The sequence below is a fragment of the Micromonospora sp. SYSU B005 genome (assembly GCF_055362685.1).
On the sequence record NZ_JAXCFU010000004.1, the window covers coordinates 295,605 to 315,067 of the forward strand.

Sequence of the window (19,463 nt, forward strand, 5' to 3'; positions counted from 1 at the left end):
GGGGAAGCCACGTGGGGCGATGCGGGACATGACGGGAGCGGAGTCGACGGCCGCTGCCCCCGTACCGCTGCTCAACGCGGCGAACGTGCTCACCGGCGCGCGACTGATGCTGGTGCCGGTCTTCGTGGCCACCGTGATCGCCTCCGGCATGAGCCACGCGGGCTGGCGGATGACGGCCTGCCTGATCTTCGTGGTGGCCTCCGCGACCGACCTGGTCGACGGCTGGATCGCCCGCCGGTACGAACTGGTCACCTCGCTGGGCAAGGTCGCCGACCCGATCGCCGACAAGGCGCTCACCGGCGCCGCCCTGCTGCTGCTCTCCGTCTACGACCTGCTGCCCTGGTGGGTGACGGTGGTGATCCTGGCCCGTGAGCTGGGCATCACCGGGCTGCGCTTCTGGGTGATCCGGCACGGGGTGATCGCGGCGAGCCGGGGCGGCAAGGTCAAGACGGCGCTGCAGATCCTGGCCATCACCTGGTACCTCTGGCCGATGCCGGAGGCGCTCGCCGCGGTCGGCCCGTGGATCATGGGCGCGGCCGTGGTGGTCACCGTGGTCACCGGGTTCGACTACATCGCCCAGGCGTTGCGGCTGCGCCGCCCGGCCCGTTGAGCCGGTCGGCGGGCCCGTCGGTCCGGGCGGTCGGTCCGTCGGTCCGGGGCCCGGGTCCGTCGGTCCGGGCGGCGGACGAGTAAGCCGGCGTGGGGCGGGAAATGGGGGCGGGCATGGACACCGACGCGAGTAACCAGCGGCCCGCCGGCAGCCCGGCGGCCGCCGTGGTGCACCGCCTGCACGAGTGCGGCGAGACGCTGGCCACCGTCGAGTCGCTGACCGGCGGCCTGCTCGCCGCCGCGATCGTGGAGATCGCCGGGGTCAGCTCGATCTACCGGGGCGGCATGGTGGTCTACGCCACCGAACTCAAGGCGACGCTCGCCGGCGTACCGGAGGACCTGCTTGCCGACCGCGGCCCGGTCGACCCGGACGTGGCGGCGGCGCTGGCCGAGGGCGGGCGGCAGCGCTGCGGCGCCGACTGGGGCCTGGCCACCACCGGCGTGGCCGGTCCGGAGCCGCAGGACGACAAGCCGGTCGGCCTGGTCTACGTGGCGGTCGCCGGACCGGACGGCACCGAGGTTCGCCGGCTCGACCTCGAGGGCGGGCGCGACCACATCCGCTCGGCCGCGGTGATCGAGGCGCTGCGGCTGCTGGCCGACCGCATCGAGCTCCCCGCCGACGCCGACGCCGACGCCGCCGAGGCGGCCGGGGTCGGCCGCCGGTGAGCCCGCGCGGCGCCGACACGCCCGGCGGCGGGATCGCCGGACCTGTCGATCCGCCCGGATTTTCAGAGGCGGGGTGGGATGTCGTCGTGGCGACCAACGGGTACGGTTGCGGGAAGGCTCCGGCGGTCGCCGTCGGCGCCGGAGCGGTCCACCGCGTCCGGCGCGACGCGGTCCGGCCGGAGATGGTGGTCCCGTTCAGGGGGAGGTGCGATGGTCCTGCTACGCCGGGTGATCGGTGACGCGCTGCGAGCACGCAGGCAAGGGCAGCACCGCACCCTCCGCGAGGTCTCCTCCGCCGCCAACGTCAGCCTCGGCTACCTCTCCGAGATCGAACGCGGCCAGAAGGAACCCTCCAGCGAACTGCTGGCCGCGATCTGCGACGCGCTCGGCGCCCGCCTGTCCGAGCTGCTCCGCGAGGTGAGCGACACCGTCGCCCTGGCCGAGCAGATGCCCGGCGTGCTGGTTCCGGTGGCCGACGAGCCGGCCTCGGTGACGCCGGCCGCCGTCCGCAAGGCGACGAACAGGAGTGTCCGGCAGGTCACCTCCGACGGCGCTGTCGCTGTCCAGGTCCGGCAGGACTCGCCCCTCAAGGCCACGCTGCGCAGCACCCGCGTACGCCCCGCCGAGCGGGATGTGGTCTGCGCCGCCTGACCCCGGCTGTCACGTCGTGGGCAGGCTGGCGTTCGCGTCGTACTGTTGATCAGGAGCGTACGGGTGCCGGAGTGGCGTCCGGCTGGGACGATGTAGGCGCGACGCTACTGAGGGGACGAGGCGGAGATGGCTAACCCGTTCGTCAAGGGTTGGAAGTACCTGATGGCGCTCTTCGGCGCGAAGATCGACGAGCACGCCGATCCCAAGGTGCAGATCCAGCAGGCCGTCGAGGAGGCACAGCGCCAGCACCAGGCGCTGGTGCAGCAGGCGGCCGCGGTGATCGGCAACCAGCGTCAGCTGGAGATGAAGCTGTCCCGGCAGATGACCGAGGTGGAACAGCTCCAGGGCAACGCGCGGCAGGCGCTCGCAGTGGCCGACCAGGCCCGGGGCCGGGGTGACGAGACCGAGGCCGGGCGCTACGAGCAGACCGCCCAGATGCTGGCCACCCAGCTGGTCTCCGCCGAACAGGCGCTGGAAGACCTCAAGACGCTGCACGACCAGGCGCTCGGCGCGGCCGCGCAGGCCCGCAAGGCGGTCGAGAACAACTCGATGATCCTCCAGCAGAAGCTGGCCGAGCGCACCAAGCTGCTCAGCCAGCTGGAGCAGGCCAAGATGCAGGAGAGCGTGGCCCGCTCGCTGGAGTCGATGTCGTCGCTCACCGCGCCCGCCAACACCCCCTCGCTGGACGAGGTCCGCGACCGGATCGAACGCCGCTACGCCACCGCCATGGGCCGGGCCGAGCTGGCCGGCAACTCGGTCGAGGGCCGGATGCTGGAGATCCAGAAGGCCACGCTCGACTCGGCCGGATCGGCGAGACTGGAGCAGATCCGGTCGAGCATGGCCGGTGAGCAGCTCGGCAGCCGGTCCGAGACCCCCGCCGTGGGGCAGCCGGCCGACCCGGCCGCCGCCGCCCGGCTCGACGAGATCCGGGCCAGCATGAGCCGGGAGCGTGGCACCGGGGAGACCACTACCGGCTGACGGAGGGGCGGACACGATGGCGGACGAACGGGCCCGGCACTTCCGCAGGCTGCGCCGGCTACGCAACTCGGCGCGGCGGTGGAGCGTACTGGCGGGAGGGCTCGGCGGCGCCGCCGCGGTGCTGACTCCGTACGCCGGACTGGGCCTGGCGGACGCGGCCTGGGCCGGCGCCGCGGGCAGCGCGATCGCGGTGGCCGCCTGGCGCTGGGTCGACCACCGGGCGCTGGCCGCCGTGCCGCCACCACCCGCCCTGGACCCGGCCGAGGCCGCCGCCCGCTCCCGCGCCCGGCTGGTCGCCGCCGTCGAACGGCTCCCAGTCGGGCCGGGCGTCGTGGCCGAGGTACGCCGGGTCCGCTCCCGCCTCGCGCTGCGCGGCACCGCCGCGGCCGAGCCGTGGGCCCGGCTGGACCGGGCCGCGCTCACCCTGGCCGGGCTGGCCGGACGGCTGACCGGGCTGGCCGAGCCGGCGGTCCGGGAGGCGGCCGAGGCCGACCGGTCCCTGCGTGAGCTGGCGAACCGGGTGGCGGGCGTGGAACGCGCGGCGAAGCTGACCCCGCAGAGCACGCTGAACGAGGTGCACGCCACGCTCGTGGCCCAGTTGGAGGACGGGGTGGCCGCGTACGAGCGGCTGGTGGTGGCCGCCGCCGGTTACGTGGCCGAGGACGCGCGCCCGAACACCGAGCACCCGTCCGCCGCGCGCCTGACCGAGGCCACCGACCTGCTGCACGGCGTGGCCTCCGCCCTGGCCGAACTCCGCACCCCCCTCCGCGCCCCCTGACAGTTCCCTCCCCGCCCAGGCGCGCCCGACCAGCGCGCCCGACCGGCGCGGTCGATCATGAGGTTGACGGCAGTTTCTCCATTTCGGCCGCCAACTTCATGATCAACCCTGCGGCGGGGCGTGGACGGGGTCAGGTGGGGGTCGTGGTGCGTGTGGAGGGGGTCCAGGGGGACGTGCCGACGACGTTTGTCGCGCGTACCCGGTAGTGGTAGGTCATTCCTCGCGCGAGGCCGGTGTTGGTGAAGCCTCGGCCGGTCACGTGGAACGTCGCCGGTTCGCGGGTGAAGGCGGCGTCGGTGGCGCGCTGCACGACGAACCCGGCGCCCGGTCCGGCCGGCGTCGGCGCCGACCAGGTCACCGTCACGCTGGCCGTGTCCGGCCCGGACACGCTCGCGGTGACGCTCACAGCGGTCGGGGCGACCGGCCGGGCCGGTGTGGTCACCGTCGCCACAGTCGACCAGGGTGAGGCGGCACCCAGGTACGTCGTGCGTACCCGGTAGTAGTACGTGGTGTCCGGCGCGACCGCCGGGTCCACGTGGGACTCGCCCACGGCGATGGCCGTGGTGCCCGGGCCGCTGGTGAACGTCGGGTTCGTGGCCCGCTGCACGTCCACCCCTGTCGCGAAGGAGTGGTTGGCCCAGCGCAGCGCCACCCGCAGCGGCCCGGTCGGCGGCAGCACCGCTGTCACCCGGGTCGGCGCGGACAGGTGCACCGCCGCCGGTACCGCGTTGGACCAGGACGAGCAGCTCACCGCGTTCTCGGCGCGGATCCGGTAGTGGTAGGTGACGCCGGGCGTGACGGTGGCGTCGGTGTACCGGGTGGCGGTGGCGGCCACCGTGATCTCGGTCAGCCCGGTGGTGAAGGTGCTGTCGGTGGCCCGTTGCAGCCGGTGGCTGGTGGGTACGGGCCGGCTGCCGTTGCCGGTCCAGGTCAGCGCGATGGCGGGGAGCGCGGTGGCGCTGCCGGGCGCCGGGGTGGCGGTGAGCCCGGTCGGCGCCTTGGGTGCCACGCGCACCACCAGCGGCCGGCTCATGCCCTGGTCGCGCAGTCCGGCCGAGCGGGTCTGCCAGCGGTACTCCCAGCCGAGGTTGACCAGCTGGTTGACCACGACAGCGGGGCGGCCGTCGACCGGGCTGACCGGGCCGGCGTCCAGCCGTACACCGGCCGGGCGGGTGGGGTCGAGCAGCCGTACGCTGTCGCCGATCTTGAACGGCAGGGCTGGTGGTACGGGACGCAGCGCCACCACGACGTCCTCCCGGGGGTTGACCCGGACGGTGTCCTTCCAGCCCAGTTCGCCCGGGTCGGGCGGGCGGACCGTGCCGTCCCAGCCGACCCGGTTGACCAGCTGTACGTCGCAGCCCTCGATGTGGACGGGATGGGTGCGCGGGGCGTCGCCGACGATCCGCCAGAGCTGCGTGCCGTCGCCTGGAGCGCCGACCGCCACGGCCGGGTCGGTGGCGTGCAGCACCTCGGTGGCCGGGTCGGCCGGGCCCAGCGGAAGGGTGGCCGGGGCGAGCGGTCCGGCGACCGGGTGGCCGACGCCGAGCCGTCCCACCGCGCGGCCGTGCCGGGCCTCGAACACCTGCCCGACCGACTTCACCGCCAGCGGCAACGTGACCGGGGCGGTCGCGCCCGCCGGCGTGAACGTGACCGAGGTGGCCCGCGCGGGAACCAGCGTCGGGCGCGGGGTGGAGGTGCCGATCGCGGTGTCGTAAGCGGGTTGCGGCACGATCGGCGGCGGCTGGCTGCGGGCGTACGCCCCGGGCAGCCGCTCGGCGAGCCGCCGGGTGTCGTACGGCTGCGCGGGGGTGCCGGTGACCCGGATCTGGAGCAGGGTGCGGGTGTTCGGGCCGTACCCGGGGCGGGTGGGCGGCAGGCCACCGGAGGCGGTCCGGTCGGGCGCGCCGGTGTGGTGGTCGTAGCGGATGTCGAACCGGGGCAGCGGCGCGGGGCAGTCGTTGTAGAGGATGAGCGTGCTGCCGGGCGGCACCGTGGAGAAGTCCACCACCACGTCGGCCCGTTCGCCGGGGGCGAGCAGCAGCGCGTGCCCGTCCACGTTGAGCACCGTCGGGTCCTGCCTGTCGTACCGGTAGTCCACCGGCCGGTTGGTCAGCACCACAGGCGCGGGGAGCAGGCCGCCCTCGTTGCCGATCTGGATCATCTCGGGTCCGGCGGCGGCCGGGTCGGGCACGCCGCCGTCGCGTCCGTCCGCCGGCCAGTACGCGGGCCGCCCCGATGCGCGTACCGCCTCGACCATCGGCACCTCACCGGCGTCCGGGTCGGCCGGGCTGCCGTCCTCGCCCCACATCGGCGCGTCGGAGGCGGCCCGGTAGAGCTGGAGGTTGAGCGCCCGGTCCGCGCAGGCGTTGAGGATCCGCAACCGGTACGCCCGCGGCGCGACCTCCAGGTACGGGTAGGCCACGCCGTTCACGAGCGGGGTGTCGCCGTACGCCTCGGGCACGGCCGAGGGGTGCGGCACGCCCGGTACCAGCGGCGGCTCGTCCGGGTCGGTGTCGGGGTCGTGGTGCGGGTTCGGCACCGGGGCGACCCAGGGGCTGGCGCCGCCGTCCGGGTCGTGGGTCCACGGCCCGTAGTCCCAGCGTCCGGTCGGGTTGGTGCCGGTGAGCCGGTACGGGTTCTGCCGCGGCTGGTAGACGTGCGGGTGCCACAGGCTGCCCTTGGCGCCCCAGCGGTCCCGGTCCCAGGTGGGGTCCTGGGCGGCGAGCTGCGCGTCGTCGGGTACGAACGTCTTGTCCTCGATCACCAGCGGGAGCTGGTCGGCGGGGAGCACGCCGTCGTCGACCAGCCGTTCCTCGGCCGGGTCGGTGAGCAGGTAGAGCGCGATCTGCCCGGAGTAGACGGTGAGCCGGGACAGGCCGAGCGTGTTGTCGTGCAGCCACATGAGCCGGCCGCTCTGGTCGTTCGGGAAGTACAGTGTGGTGGCGCCCGCGCCGGGCGGCGGCATGTCGGGCACCGGCGTCACACAGGCACCCGTCGGGTACGGGGTGATCTCGCCGGCCGGGGTCACCCACTGCCACGGGTTGCCGGCGCTTATCCACCCGGTCTGCGCACCGGACAGGTGCGGCACGGCCCGGTTCTGCGGGTACGGCGCGGGACCGTCGAGCGGTCCGGCCCCGGCGCCGTCGACCGTCTCGTCGACGGGCAGGAACAGCTCGCCCGCTCGCCCGGTGGGGAGCTGGTTGATGAACTTGATCCGCACCGGACGGCCCCGCCGGGCCATGATCATCGGGCCGAGGTGCCAGGGGCGGTCGGGCGGGCCGACCGTGTTGTGCCCGGAGGCGTCGGTGCCCAGGTTGAGCTGCCGGTAGCCGCGCAGCCGGGTGGCGGGCAGGTCGCGGTGCAGGCGCTGCGCGTACTCCTGGAGGCCGATCTCGTAGTAGTCGCAGCCCGGCCAGGTGATGGTGTCCGGGACGGCGACGGGCAGGCGGGCGCCGAGCCCGGCGGTGGCCGGCTGCCCTGGTAGCGGCAGCGGGTCGACGAACTTGCGGATGCCGGTGCCGGGTACCGGGCGGCCGTCCGGGTCGAACGTGGGCAGCGGGCTGGCGGCGGTGTTCGGCACCGGGCCGAACAGGCGCGGGACGGCGGTCGGGTCCAGGCTCGCAGGCGCCGGACCTTGCTCGTCGTCGCCGTCCCGGGCGGCCGGAACGGCGGGTGCGACGGAACCGGCCGGCGCCGGGTCACCGGTCGGCGCGGTCTCGACGGCGACGACGGCGGCGCGGTCCGGGCGTCCGGGCCGGCTGCGGCGGAACAGCACCATGGCTCTCCCCGGGGTCGGGGCGCGCCGGCCGACACCCCGGCGTGGCGGGCGTACGCGCTGCTGACGATCCGTGAGCGGTCCACCGCAGCATGCGACGTCACAGGGGTGAGGCGGAAGTACCCAATCGTCCCTATCTCGGCCGATCTTGGGCGTTTCGTGGAAGTTCCACGGCGGGTTGGCAGGCCGGGCACCAGTAGGTGACCCGTTCGCCCAGTTCCTCCTTGCGGATGGCGGTCCCGCAGCGGCGGCACGGCTGGGCCCGGCGGCCGTACACGTAGCTGGTGCCGCCCCGGTGCAGCACCCCGGTGGTGCTCTGCGTCCAGCGGCCCCGGTTGGCCGCGAGCAGTCGCTGGGCCAGCGCGACGGTGCCTGGCAGGTCCGGCACCGCGCCGACCGGCGTCCACGGCGACACGCCGCGCAGGAACAGCACCTCGCACTTGTAGAGGTTGCCCACCCCGGCCAGGTTGCGCTGGTCGAGCAGCGCCTCACCGATGGTCCGGTCCGGGTCGGCCGCGAGCCGGCGGACCGCCTCGCCGGCGTCCCAGTCCGGCCCGAGCAGGTCCGGGCCGAGGTGGCCGACGAGCGAATCCTCCTCGGCCGTCGGCACCAACGCCAGTTCGTGCAGGTGGTAGCCGACGGCGACAGCGGCGGGGGAGCGCAGCACCACCCGGATCAGGTGCGCCGGCCGTGCGCTCCAGCGCTCACCCGGCGCGTACGCCCGCCAGGCGCCGTCCATCCGCAGGTGCGAGTGCAGCGTCCACGGCTCGGCGTCGGTGCCGGTGAGGCGCAGCAGCAGGTGCTTGCCCCGGCTGGCCGACTCGCGCACGGTCCAGCCGGTCAGGTCCGTGGTGGCGAGCTGTGGCACGCGGAAGTCGGACCCGGTGAGCCGGGCCCCGGCGAGCGCGCGTTGCAGGACGCGCGCGGTGTTCCAGACGGTGTCGCCTTCGGGCACCCGGCCATTGTCCCCCGGCCGAGCAGAATTCGCATGTGTCGCTATTTGTACTGAGGTTCCACTTGATCTGCGGAAACGCCACGATCAGGGGGTTCTGAGGAGATGCCCATGGCACATTCACGACGTCGTACCGTCGTCGCCCTGACCGCCCTGCTCACCGTGGCCGCCGGACTGCCCGGCACGCCCACGTCGGCCGCGCTCCCGCCTGCCGCCGTACCGTCCCGCGCCACCGCGCCCGGCCCCGAACGCTGGTCCGTCGACCTCGCCGTCGCCGGCGGCGACGACGTCAACGTCGCCTGGCGGTCCGGCCGCCTGCGCCTGGCCGACCCCCGGCCCACCGCCAGCACCCGACCGGCCGCCGTCGGCGGACCGGTCGCCGAGGGCATCCTGCTCTCCGCGCCGCGCACCCTGGACCGGCCCGCGACCCGGGTACGCGCACAGTTCGCCGCCCGCACCGGCGACGGGGGTACGGCGGTGGCCCAGGTACGCGGCTGGCGTGGCCGAGGCTGGACCGAGTGGCGCGACGCCACCGAGGCGGTGTTCGACGCACCGGTCAGCCGGGTGCAGGCGCGCGTCGTGCTGACCACCAGCGGCAGCGCGTCGGAGGCCACCGTCACCGGCCTGACCCTGGCCGCCGACAAGGTCGCCACCACGGCGGTCCAGCCGGCCGCCGCGCTCAAGTACCGGGTGTACGCGACCCGGATCGGCCTGGTCGGCGGCATCACCGCCAACGGGCACACGGTGGGTACCCGGGACCACTTCGCGGCGCTGCCCACCCGGCGCGGCCTGTCCCCGCGCGACACCGGCGACTACACCGTCAAGGTCTGCACGACGAACGGCAGCCGCTGCGAGTACGCCCCGGTGTGGGACGTCGGCCCGTGGAACACCCGCGACGACTGGTGGAACCCGGCGTCGGTCCGGGAGAACTGGAAGGACCTGCCGCGCGGGTTGCCGGAGGCGCAGGCGGCGTACCAGAACGGCTACAACGGCGGGCGCGACCAGTTCGGCCGTACCGTCCGCAACCCGGCCGGGCTGGACCTGGCCGACGGCACGTTCTGGGACGGGCTGCGGCTCACCGACAACGCGTGGGTGGACGTGACGCTGCTGTGGACCGGTGGCGGGGCGCGGGCTGTGGTCGGCTCCGGGCCGCTGAACCTGCGCGCCGGGGCGAGCACCTCGTACGCGAGCCGGGGGCTGGCCGCCACGTACGCCCACGTGCCGGTGCAGTGCTACGTGACCGGGCAGCGGATCGCCGGCACGTACCGCACGACGACGAGGTGGTACCGCCTGGTGGGCGGCAACTACGTCAGCCACGCGTACCTGTCCTCGATCTACGGCGGCACAGTCCCCCGCTGCTGACCCTGCCCGCCCGCCCCTGCCTCTCCTCCGCGATCTTGCAGTTTCGGCCCTGCCCCTGCGGCATTCGCCCGTTATGCCGGGGCGCCAAGTGCAAGATCGCGGGGGAGACGGGTGATGGTGACCAGGGCGCCTGGGGTGGCTCGGAGGGTGTCGGCGGCTCGGCCGGTGTTCACCGCTATCGCGACCTGGGCGGCCGAGTCGACGTAGACCACCAGGGCGCCGGGTTCCGCGTCGCCGAAGGTGCGGCCGTGGACCGCCTCGTGGCCGTTCACCAGCACCTGGGCCGGCAGACCGTCGAGCAGCGTGCCCGGCGCGGCGAGCTGGACGTTGCCGAAGTGGTCGACGGTCAGCACCTCGGCGCTGAAGCCGCCGGGCTCGGCGCGTACCACCGGTTCCGGCAGCCGGACCAGCGTGCCCGGGTCCACTGCCGGTCCGGCCTCGGCCGGCGGCGCGCCGAGCGCCAGCCGGGCGGCGACCGGCGCGAACACGTCCCGCCCATGGAACGTGCGGGAGACGACCGGGCCGAGCCAGTCGGGGTTGGTCAGCTCCACCGCTTCGGTCACCCCGCCGAGCGCCTCCGCAGCCGGGATCAGCAGCCCGTTGTCCGGCCCGACCAGCAGCCCGCCGGGCGCGGCGAGCGCGATCCCGCGCCGCGTCGTGCCGACGCCCGGGTCGACCACCGCGACGTGCACGCCCCACGGCAGGTACGGCACCGTCTGCGCGAGCACCGCCGCGCCCCGGCGTACGTCGGCCGCCGGGATCAGGTGCGTCACGTCGATCACCCGGACGGCCGGGGCGAGCCGGGCCAGGACGCCGTGGCACGCCGCCACGAACCCGTCGGACAGCCCGTAGTCGGTGGTCAGCGAGACACACAGCGGGGTGCCGTTCACTTGTTGCCCGCCCCGGTCAGGTGCCGCGCCAGGCGCAGCTCGTCGTGCAGCGGGATCCCGTCCGCGCCGACCTGGGGAATCGTCGGCTTGACCGCGCGAGCCCGGTCCACGGCACCCGCGTCCACCGCCACGATGCGCAGTCCCCGGCGCTGGTAGAAGCGCAGCGCGCCGGCGAACCCGCCGCCGTCGTCGACAGCCACCAACGCGGGCAGGTCACGCAGGTCGTAGCGGGTGTCGTGGACCACCACGATCGGCCCGCCCCACTCCCGCTCGTGCAACGCCGTCAGCGCCGCGCGGTCCCCGTCGCGCGCCTGGCGTACCCGGATCGAGGCCACCGACACACCCTAACCGGGGCGGCCGGGCGGTCAGCCGCGCAGGCGCAGGCCGCGCGGGGTGGCGCGGAAACCGGCAGCGGTCAGCGCGTCGCGCAGCGGGGACGCGTGCACGGCCTCGCCGTCGGCGCGTTCCACCGAGATCGCGCCGAGCGCACCGGAGTGCACCGCGTCGGCGAGCGCCTTGCCGGCCACGCCGAGCGTGTCGGTGTCGTCGGTGAACGACAGGATCGTCCGGCCGCCCCGCTCCACGTAGAGCACCAGGTCACCGCCGACGAGCACGACAAGCGCGCCCGCCTTGCGCCCGGCCCGGTGGCCGGTGGCCGGTGCCGCGCCGTCGCCGGAGTCGACAACGCGTTCCGGCCAGGGCAGCGCCGCGCCGTACGGATTCGCCGGGTCGGTGGCGGCGAGCACTACCGTCGGGCCGCCCCGGCCCTGGCTGTCGTCGGCGAGCGCCCGGATGCGGTCCACCGCACCCGGCACCGCGAACTGCGCCGCGCCGAGCCCTTCGACGAAGTAGCCGCGCCGGGCCGCCCCGCGTTCCTCCATCGCGGACAGCACCGGGTAGACCCCGGCGAAGCCGCCGGTGACCTGCTCGGCCACGACCGCGCCCCGGGTCACCACGCCGTGCCGTTCCAGCAGCAGATCGGCGAGGGCGGCGGCCCGGCGGGTGGGGTCGCTGTCGCGTTCGGGCAGCCGGGACCAGCGACCGGCCATCGTGGGCGGACCGCCACGGCTGGGCAGCGCCACCCGGCCCGGACGGCGGTAACGGGTGCGTGGCGCCGACGGCCGGGACCGGTGCGCCCCACCCGCGCCGAGCGCCGCCCGCAGCGGCGCTAGCGTGTCGTTCGTGAGGTGGCCGGCCCACACCAGGTCCCACACCGCGCCGGACAGGGCGGCGTCGTCGGTGGCGCCGACCCGGTCGGACAGCGAGCGGAAGAACAGCGCCTGCCCGTCGGCGAGCGCGTCGAGCACCGACTCGTGCAGCGGGGTCAGCGTCAGCGCCTCGTCCGGCGGCGGGAGCAGCAGCGGCGCCACGTCGGCGTACGCGAGCGTCACCCACCCGTCGCCACCGGAGATCGCACCCGCACCGGCCCACACCACCTCACCACTGGCGCAAAGCTCGTCGAGCTGGGCGGGGGAGTAGTCGGCGACCCGGGCGGGCAGCACCAGACGTTCCAGCGCGGACGCCGGCACACTCACGCCCTGCAACTGCTCGACGGCGGCGGCGACCGCCTCGACGCCCCGGGCCGACGAGCCGACCTGCTGCCAGCGGGGCAGGAACGCGGCGAGTGCGCGCGGCGGCACCGGCTCGATCTCCCGGCGCAGGGCGGCCAGCGAACGGCGGCGCAGCATGCGCAGCACCTCCGCGTCACACCACTGGGTGCCCACCGTGTCCGGGGCGAACTCACCGGAGACCACCCGGCCGCCCGAGGCGAGGCGCCGCAGCGCCTGCTCCACCACGAACACGCCGAGCCCGAACCGGGCCGCGCAGGTGGCCGCCGCGAACGGGCCGTGCGTACGGGCGTACCGGGCGACGAGGTCGGCGAGCGGATCGGCCACCGGCGCGAGGTACGCCTCCGCCACCCCGACGGGCAGCGCCACCCCGAGCGCGTCACGCAGCCGGGCGGCGTCCTCGACGACGACCCAGCGGTCCTCGCCGGCGATGCGGACCCGCAGCACCCGCCGGGCCGCGGCCAGCTCGTCGGCCCAGGACTCCGGCACTCCCCGCTCGGCCAGCTCGGCGCTGCTCAGGTCACCGACCACGCGCAGCAGCTCGACCACGTCCTCCGGGTCGCGGGGGCGTCGCTGCTCGGTGAGCCAGCGCAGCTGACGGGCGGTCTCGGCGAGCACCTCCGGGTCGAGCAGCTCCCGCAGGTCGACCCGGCCCAGCAGCTCGCCGAGCAGCCCGGAGTCGAGCGCCAGCGCGGCGGCCCGCCGCTCGGCCAGCGGGGCGTCGCCCTCGTAGAGGAACGCGCCGACGTAACCGAACAGCAGCGACCTGGCGAACGGCGACGGCCGTTCGGACTCCACCTCGACCAGGCGTACCTTGCGGGCGGCCAGGTCGCGCATCAGCTCGCCGAGGGCGGGCTGGTCGAAGACGTCCTGGAGGCACTCGCGGGCCGCTTCCAGCGTGACCGGGAAGTCGGCGTACTCGCGGGCCACGTCGAGCAGTTGCGCGGCGCGCTGGCGTTGCTGCCACAGGGGCTGCCGCCGCCGGGGGTCACGGCGGGGCAGCAGCAGCGACCGGGCCGCGCACTCGCGGAACCGGGACGCGAACAGCGCCGACGTGCCCACCGACTCCTCGACGAGCTGGGCGATCTCGTCCGGCTCGAAGACGGCCACGTCGGCACCGGGTGGCGTCTCGGCGGTGTCGGGCAGGCGCACCACGATGCCGTCGTCGGAGGGCATGACCTGGGCGTCCACGCCGTACCGCTCGGCCAGCCGGCGGCCGATCGCCAGCGCCCACGGCCCGTTGACCCGCGCGCCGAGCACCGAGTGCACGGCGAGCCGCCAGTCGCCCAGCTCGTCGCGGAACCGTTCGACCACCACCGTCCGGTCGTCCGGCAGCGACCGGGTGGCGGCCTTCTGCTCGCGCAGGTAGTTCATCAGGTTGCCGGCGGCCCAGTCGTCCAGCCCGCCGGCCCGCAGCGCCGCGACCGCGTCGGCGTCGGACTGCCGCAGCAGTGCCCGGACCCGGGCGCCGATCGCCCGCCCCAGCTCCACCGGGCGGCCGAGCTGGTCGCCCTTCCAGAACGGCATCCGGGCCGCCTGGCCGGGCGCGGGGGAGACGAGCACCCGGTCGGGGGTGATCTCCTCGATCCGCCAGGACGACGAGCCGAGCAGGAACACGTCACCGACCCGGGACTCGTAGACCATCTCCTCGTCCAGCTCACCGACCCGCGCGGCCCGCTCGGCGCCGGCCAGGAACACGCCGAACAGGCCCCGGTCGGGGATGGTGCCGCCGCTGGTCACGGCGAGCCGCTGCGCGCCGGGCCGGCCGGTCAGCACGTCGGTGGCGCGGTCCCAGACCAGGCGCGGCCGCAGCTCGGCGAACGCGGTGGACGGGTAGCGCCCGGAGAGCATGTCGAGCACCGCGTGCAGCGCCGAGTCGGGCAGCTCCGCGAACGGAGCCGCCCGCCGGACCAGCACCGCGAGGTCGCCGAGCCGCCACGGCTCCAGCGCCACCATCGCGACGATCTGCTGGGCCAGCACGTCGAGCGGGTTGCGCGGGTAGTGCAGCTCCTCGATCGCACCGGCGCCCATCCGCTCGGCCACCACCGTGCAGGAGAGCAGGTCGCCCCGGTGCTTGGGGAAGACGACGCCGCGCGAGACCGCACCGACCTGGTGCCCGGCCCGCCCGACCCGTTGCAGCCCGGCCGCCACGCTCGGCGGCGCCTCGATCTGCACCACCAGGTCGACGGCGCCCATGTCGATGCCCAGCTCCAAGCTGGACGTGGCGACCACGGCGGGCAGCCGGCCGGACTTGAGCGCCTCCTCGATCTGCTTGCGCTCCTCCCGGGACACGCTGCCGTGGTGCGCCCGCGCGATCACCGCCGGCGCCCCGGCCGCCGCGCCGGACTGCGCCATCACCTCCGCCGGCTGCCGCGGCGCGCGCACCGGCCCCACCGGCCCGCCGAACGCCTCCGCCCCGCGCCGGGCCCGGCTCCCGTCGGCCGGCCCGCCGCCGGAGACCGGGCCGAGCCCGTCGGCGTCGTCGAGCCCGGCCTCGTCGCCGGCCGGCGGGCCGTCGACGCCGGGCAGCAGATCGGATACGCGCACCGGCTCCCCGCCCCGGGCCAGGCGACCGCCCTCCGGGCCGGACGCCGCCTCGATCTCCTCGGCGGCCAGCTCGTTGAGGCGGGCGCAGAGGCGTTCGGCGCTACGCCGGGAGTTGGTGAACACGATCGTGGACCGGTGCGCGCGGATCAGCGCGAACACGCGTTCCTCGACCGCCGGCCAGATGGAGGGGCGGCGGGGCGCGAGGCCGCCGAGATCGTCCTCGGGTGGCTCCTGCTCGTCGAGGCGCGTCATGTCCTCCACCGGGACCTGGACGCTGACCTCGATGGTCTTGTTCGACGGCGGCTGCACCACGTCGACCGGGCGCGCGCCGCCGAGGAAGCGGGCGCACACGTCGATCGGCCGGACGGTGGCGGACAGCCCGATCCGTTGCGCCGGTCGCTCCAGCAGCGCGTCGAGGCGTTCCAGGGACAGCGCCAGGTGCGCGCCGCGCTTGGTGCCGGCGACCGCGTGCACCTCGTCCACGATGACCGTGTCGACGCCGCGCAGCGAGTCGCGGGCGGCGGAGGTGAGCAGCAGGAACAGCGACTCGGGTGTGGTGATGAGGATGTCCGGCGGGGTGCGGGCGAAGGCCCGGCGCTCGTCGGCCGGGGTGTCGCCGGTCCGCATCCCGACGGTGACGTCCGGCGGGACCAGGCCGAGCCGGGAGGCGGCCTGGCGGATGCCGGTGAGCGGGGCGCGCAGGTTGCGTTCCACGTCGACGGCGAGCGCCTTGAGCGGGCTCACGTAGAGCACCCGGCAGCGGCGCCGGGGATCGGCCGGCGGTGGCTCCTTGGCGAGCCGGTCGAGCGACCAGAGGAACGCCGCGAGCGTCTTGCCGGAGCCGGTCGGCGCGACGACGAGCGCGTTGCGGGCGGCGGCGACCGAGCGCCAGGCGCCCTCCTGGGCCGGGGTGGGCGCGGCGAACGCCGCGGTGAACCACTCCCGGGTCGCCGCGCCGAACTCCGCCAGCACCCCGCCCGACCTGCCTGACCCGTCTGACCTGCCCGACCCGTCTGACCTGCCCGACCCGCCTGACCGGGCCACCTCGTCCGCCACGCACCCATCCTGCCGCGCGGGTGTGACAACCGGCCCGCCGCCGGACCGTTCCGTCCCGCGCGCGGCAGTCGAAGAATGGAATGGGCGATTATTCCGTTAAGTCTTACTTAACTGCTTGCTTGTGGGCTGCAACATAAAGTAACTTCACTCGCGATGCGGCGTGGGGTGGAGGCGTGGATGACCGTCGAGGAACGAGGCCGGGGGTCCGGAACCGACGTGCTCATCCGCAAGGTCGACAGTCGACTGGCGGCGCTCCGCGCCGGGCTGCACGGTCCTGATCTGGAGCTGGCCGAGGAACTCGCCGCGCGGCTGCGCGAGATGATCCTGGCGACCGCCCGGTCCAGCGCCGCCGACCGTGCCCGGGTCCGGGCCGCCGTGCACTACTTCGTCCAGCGCCGGGAGAGCCGGGACGCCCGGCTGCCGCTGCGCTCCCTGGCCGCCGCCCAGCGCGCGGTAGACCGCGCCGCCCACCAGCTGGCCACCCCCGGCCCCACCCCCTGACCGCCCTCTCCCACCCGTCCCCTCCTCGCCCCCAACCACTCCGGTGATCAAGGAGTTCGCGGCGGGTTCCGCCGCGTGATCCCGGACACGAACTCCTTGATCACCGGGCGATGGGGCGGCTGCACGCCGGGTGGCCGGGTGGGGTAAGGGTGGGTTTTGGGGAAAACCGCCCGGTTCGGTGCCTCTGTGGCGTGTGATCGGTTGTGACACCAGCGTGTTCGCGCGCTGTCACCTCGACCGGGAGTACGCGTGCTCGTCCTGCTGATCGTGCACCTGGTGGCGGCGCTGCTCGCCCCGCTGCTGGTCCGCCGGTGGGGTCCGCGCGCCTGCCTGCTGCTCGCGCTCGCCCCGGCCGCCACAGCGGTCTGGGCGGCGGCGCACACCGGAGCGGTACGCGACGGCGGCGAAGTGGTCGAGACGTACCAGTGGATCTCGCAGCTCCAGCTCGACGTGGCGCTGCGCGTCACGACGTTGTCCTGGCTGATGCTGCTGCTCGTCGGCGGCGTCGGCGCGCTCGTGCTGGTCTACTCCGCCCGCTACTTCCCGCCCGGGTCCATCGGGCTGGCCCGGTTCGCCGCCGTCATGGTCGCCTTCGCCGGGGCGATGCTCGGCCTCGTCGTCTCCGACGACCTGCTGCTGCTCTACGTCTTCTGGGAACTGACCACCGTCTTCTCGTACCTGCTCATCGGGCACAGCACCGAGCGCCGGTCCAGCCGGTGGGCCGCCGCGCAGGCGCTGACAGTGACCACGCTGGGCGGGCTCGCCATGCTCGTCGGGTTCCTGCTGCTCGGCCACCACGCCGGCGGCTACCGGTGGTCGGCGGTGGCCTCGGCGCCGCTGCCCGGCGGCGGGTACCTGGTCGTCGCGGTGCTGCTCATCCTCGCCGGGGCACTGGCGAAGTCCGCGGTGTTCCCGTTCAACGCCTGGCTGCCGGTGGCGATGGCCGCCCCGACGCCGGTGAGCGCGTACCTGCACGCGGCGGCGATGGTGAAGGCCGGCATCTTCCTCATCGGACTGCTCGGCCCGGTGCTCGCCCCGGTCGACGGGTGGCGGCCGGTCACCGTGGTCGCCGGCCTGGTCACGCTCGTCATCGGCGGGTGGGCGGCGCTGCGGCAGACCGACCTGAAGCTGCTGCTGGCGTACGGGACGGTCAGCCAGCTCGGTCTGCTCACCGTGGTGTTCGGCGCGGGCACCCCGAAGGCGGCGCTGGCCGGGGTGGCGATGCTGGCGGCACACGCCCTGTTCAAGGCGGCGCTGTTCCTGGTCGTCGGCATCCTCGACCACGAGGCCGGCACCCGTGACCTGCGGGAGCTGTCCGGGGTCAGGCGGACCGCGCCGGTGCTGGCCGTCGTCGCCACGCTGGCCGCCGCCTCGATGGCCGGGGTGCCGCCGCTGCTCGGGTTCGTCGGGAAGGAGGCGGCGCTCGCCGCGTTCACCGGTGATCCGCTGGTGCTGACCGTGCTGGTGGTGGGCAGCGCGCTCACCGTCGCGTACAGCATCCGGTTCCTCTGGGGCGCGTTCGGCACCCGGCCCGGCACGCCGGACACCGAGCTGGCCCGGCCGCCCGCCGCGATGCTCGTACCCCCGGCGCTGCTCGCCGTGGCCGGGCTCGCCGCCGGCCCGGCGGCCGGGTGGCTGAGCGGCCTGTTCGAGCCGTACGCCGAGCTGTTCGGGCCGGTCGAGGAGCACCTGGCGCTCTGGCACGGCCCCACGGCGGCGCTCGGCCTGTCCGCCCTCGTGCTGGCCGGCGGTGTGGTGCTGCACCTGGTCCGCGGCCCGCTGGCGCCCGCGCTGGCCCGGCTGCGCTCGCCGGTGGGCGGCAACCAGGGGTACGAGTGGGTGACGCACGCCTTCGACCGGCTCGCCATCGAGGTCACCGGCGCCACCCAGCGCGGGTCGTTGCCGCAGTACCTCGGCACCGTGCTGCTCGTGCTGGTGTTCGTGCCGGGCGGGGCGATGATCGCGACCGCGCCGTGGCGGGTCGACCTGGCGACCTGGGACAACCCGGCCCAGCTCGTGGTCTGCGTGGTGATCGCGGTGGCCGCGCTGCTCGCGGTCGGCGCGCGCCGCCGGCTCACCGCGATGCTGCTCGTCGGCGTGACCGGCTACGGCACCGCGATGATGTTCGTCCTCTACGGCGCGCCGGACGTGGCACTGACCCAGTTCCTGGTGGAGACCGCGACGATCGCCGTGTTCGTGCTGGTGCTGCGTCGGCTGCCGGAGCGGTTCTCGGCCCGTCCGCTGCGCCGCAGCCGCTGGGTCCGCCGCGGTATCGGGATCGCCACCGGTGTGGTGATGGCCGGTCTGGCGCTGGCCGCGGCCGGGGCGCGGCGAGCGCCGTCGATCTCCGCCGACTTCCCGGACCTGGCCCTGATCGAGGGGTACGGCCGCAACGTCGTGAACGTGACGCTGGTCGACATCCGGGCCTGGGACACGATGGGGGAGATCTCGGTGCTCGTGGTCACCGCGACCGGCGTGGCCAGCCTGATCTACGAGCGGTCCCGCACCGGGCCGCGTCCCCGCCGTCCCCCACCGGCCGCACTGCGCGCCGGCGACCGGCGCACGGTGTGGCTGCGCGGTGGGCAGACGCTGCCGGAACGGCGGCGGTCGATCGTGTTCGAGGTGGTCACCCGGCTGATCTTCCACACCGTCCTGATCTTCTCGCTGTTCCTGCTCTTCTCCGGGCACAACGCCCCCGGTGGCGGCTTCGCTGGCGGGCTCGTGGCCGGCCTCGCGCTGGCCCTGCGGTACCTGGCCGGCGGCCGGTACGAGCTGGCCGAGGCGGCGCCGGTCGGGGCCGGCACGGTGCTCGGCGCGGGTCTGGGCATCTCGGTCGGCAGCGGCGTGCTCGGCCTGGCGCTCACCGGCGAGGTGCTCCAGAGCATCAAGGTCAACCTGTGGCTGCCGCTGGTCGGTGACTTCTACCTGGTCACGTCCCTGTTCTTCGACATCGGCGTCTACCTGGTGGTGGTCGGGCTGGTGCTGGACATCCTGCGCAGCCTGGGCGCCGAGGTGGACCGGCACGTGGAGGCGGCGGGCGAGGCGGGGCGCGGCCTGGTCATCCAGCGCGAGGGCCAGTCGTGAGCGCGAGGAGTGAGCCGGGTTTGCGAGCCCCGCAGTCGCGAACAGA

At 75.0% G+C, this 19,463-nt stretch carries 13 protein-coding genes; 8 read left to right on the top strand and 5 right to left on the bottom strand.

Translation table 11 applies throughout. The features are described from left to right. Positions 1–28 precede the first annotated feature (28 nt). From pgsA to pspM, 5 genes are all read left to right on the top strand, one after another. On the top strand, positions 29–610 hold the full coding sequence (pgsA, locus tag SM452_RS12960) for a CDP-diacylglycerol--glycerol-3-phosphate 3-phosphatidyltransferase (protein WP_194799814.1): 582 nt from the start codon (positions 29–31) through the stop codon (positions 608–610). A 113-nt stretch (positions 611–723) separates the two neighbouring features. Next, the gene (locus SM452_RS12965; RefSeq protein ID WP_262013606.1) at positions 724–1,275 is read left to right on the top strand and encodes a CinA family protein; all 552 of its coding nucleotides are present in this window, start codon (positions 724–726) and stop codon (positions 1,273–1,275) included. 210 nt (positions 1,276–1,485) lie between these two features. Then, a complete protein-coding gene (locus SM452_RS12970; RefSeq protein WP_262013605.1) occupies positions 1,486–1,926 on the top strand; it encodes a helix-turn-helix domain-containing protein in 441 nt (146 codons plus the stop codon). Positions 1,927–2,052: 126 nt separating this feature from the next. Next, positions 2,053–2,904 (top strand): PspA/IM30 family protein, encoded by an 852-nt coding sequence (locus SM452_RS12975; RefSeq protein WP_091419792.1) that lies wholly within the window; start codon positions 2,053–2,055, stop codon positions 2,902–2,904. Positions 2,905–2,920: 16 nt separating this feature from the next. Further along, positions 2,921–3,682 carry a phage shock envelope stress response protein PspM gene (pspM, locus tag SM452_RS12980; RefSeq protein ID WP_194799817.1) on the top strand — a complete coding sequence of 254 codons (762 nt, stop codon included), beginning with the start codon at positions 2,921–2,923 and terminating at the stop codon, positions 3,680–3,682. A 130-nt stretch (positions 3,683–3,812) separates the two neighbouring features. On the opposite strand, the gene SM452_RS12985 is transcribed toward pspM, so the two are convergent. After that, entirely contained in the window at positions 3,813–7,460 is a 3,648-nt protein-coding gene (locus tag SM452_RS12985) for a fibronectin type III domain-containing protein (RefSeq protein WP_463839984.1), read from the bottom strand. Positions 7,461–7,590: 130 nt separating this feature from the next. Continuing rightward, entirely contained in the window at positions 7,591–8,412 is an 822-nt protein-coding gene (locus tag SM452_RS12990) for a DNA-formamidopyrimidine glycosylase family protein (protein WP_357209296.1), read from the bottom strand. A gap of 108 nt (positions 8,413–8,520) precedes the next feature. On the opposite strand from SM452_RS12990, the gene SM452_RS12995 reads away from it, so the two are divergent. Next, positions 8,521–9,771: a hypothetical protein gene (locus SM452_RS12995; protein ID WP_463839985.1), complete on the top strand. Its 1,251-nt coding sequence runs from the start codon at positions 8,521–8,523 to the stop codon at positions 9,769–9,771. Between the two features lie 71 nt (positions 9,772–9,842). Here SM452_RS12995 and SM452_RS13000 read toward each other — a convergent pair whose 3' ends face one another. From SM452_RS13000 to SM452_RS13010, 3 genes are read right to left on the bottom strand one after another with little or no spacing between them, the layout of a single operon-like run. Continuing rightward, the gene (locus tag SM452_RS13000) at positions 9,843–10,661 is read right to left on the bottom strand and encodes an SAM hydrolase/SAM-dependent halogenase family protein (RefSeq protein ID WP_463839986.1); all 819 of its coding nucleotides are present in this window, start codon (positions 10,659–10,661) and stop codon (positions 9,843–9,845) included. Continuing rightward, positions 10,658–10,996, bottom strand: a complete 339-nt coding sequence (locus SM452_RS13005; protein ID WP_402811579.1) for a hypothetical protein — start codon at positions 10,994–10,996, stop codon at positions 10,658–10,660. Before SM452_RS13005 ends, SM452_RS13000 begins: the two co-directional genes overlap by 4 nt. 30 nt (positions 10,997–11,026) lie before the next feature. Beyond that, positions 11,027–15,748 carry an Lhr family helicase gene (locus SM452_RS13010; protein ID WP_463839987.1) on the bottom strand — a complete coding sequence of 1,574 codons (4,722 nt, stop codon included), beginning with the start codon at positions 15,746–15,748 and terminating at the stop codon, positions 11,027–11,029. Between the two features lie 261 nt (positions 15,749–16,009). On the opposite strand from SM452_RS13010, the gene SM452_RS13015 reads away from it, so the two are divergent. Continuing rightward, positions 16,010–16,333, top strand: a complete 324-nt coding sequence (locus SM452_RS13015; protein ID WP_262013659.1) for a hypothetical protein — start codon at positions 16,010–16,012, stop codon at positions 16,331–16,333. Between the two features lie 249 nt (positions 16,334–16,582). After that, positions 16,583–19,417 carry a Na+/H+ antiporter subunit A gene (locus tag SM452_RS13020; RefSeq protein ID WP_262013598.1) on the top strand — a complete coding sequence of 945 codons (2,835 nt, stop codon included), beginning with the start codon at positions 16,583–16,585 and terminating at the stop codon, positions 19,415–19,417. Positions 19,418–19,463: the final 46 nt, after the last annotated feature.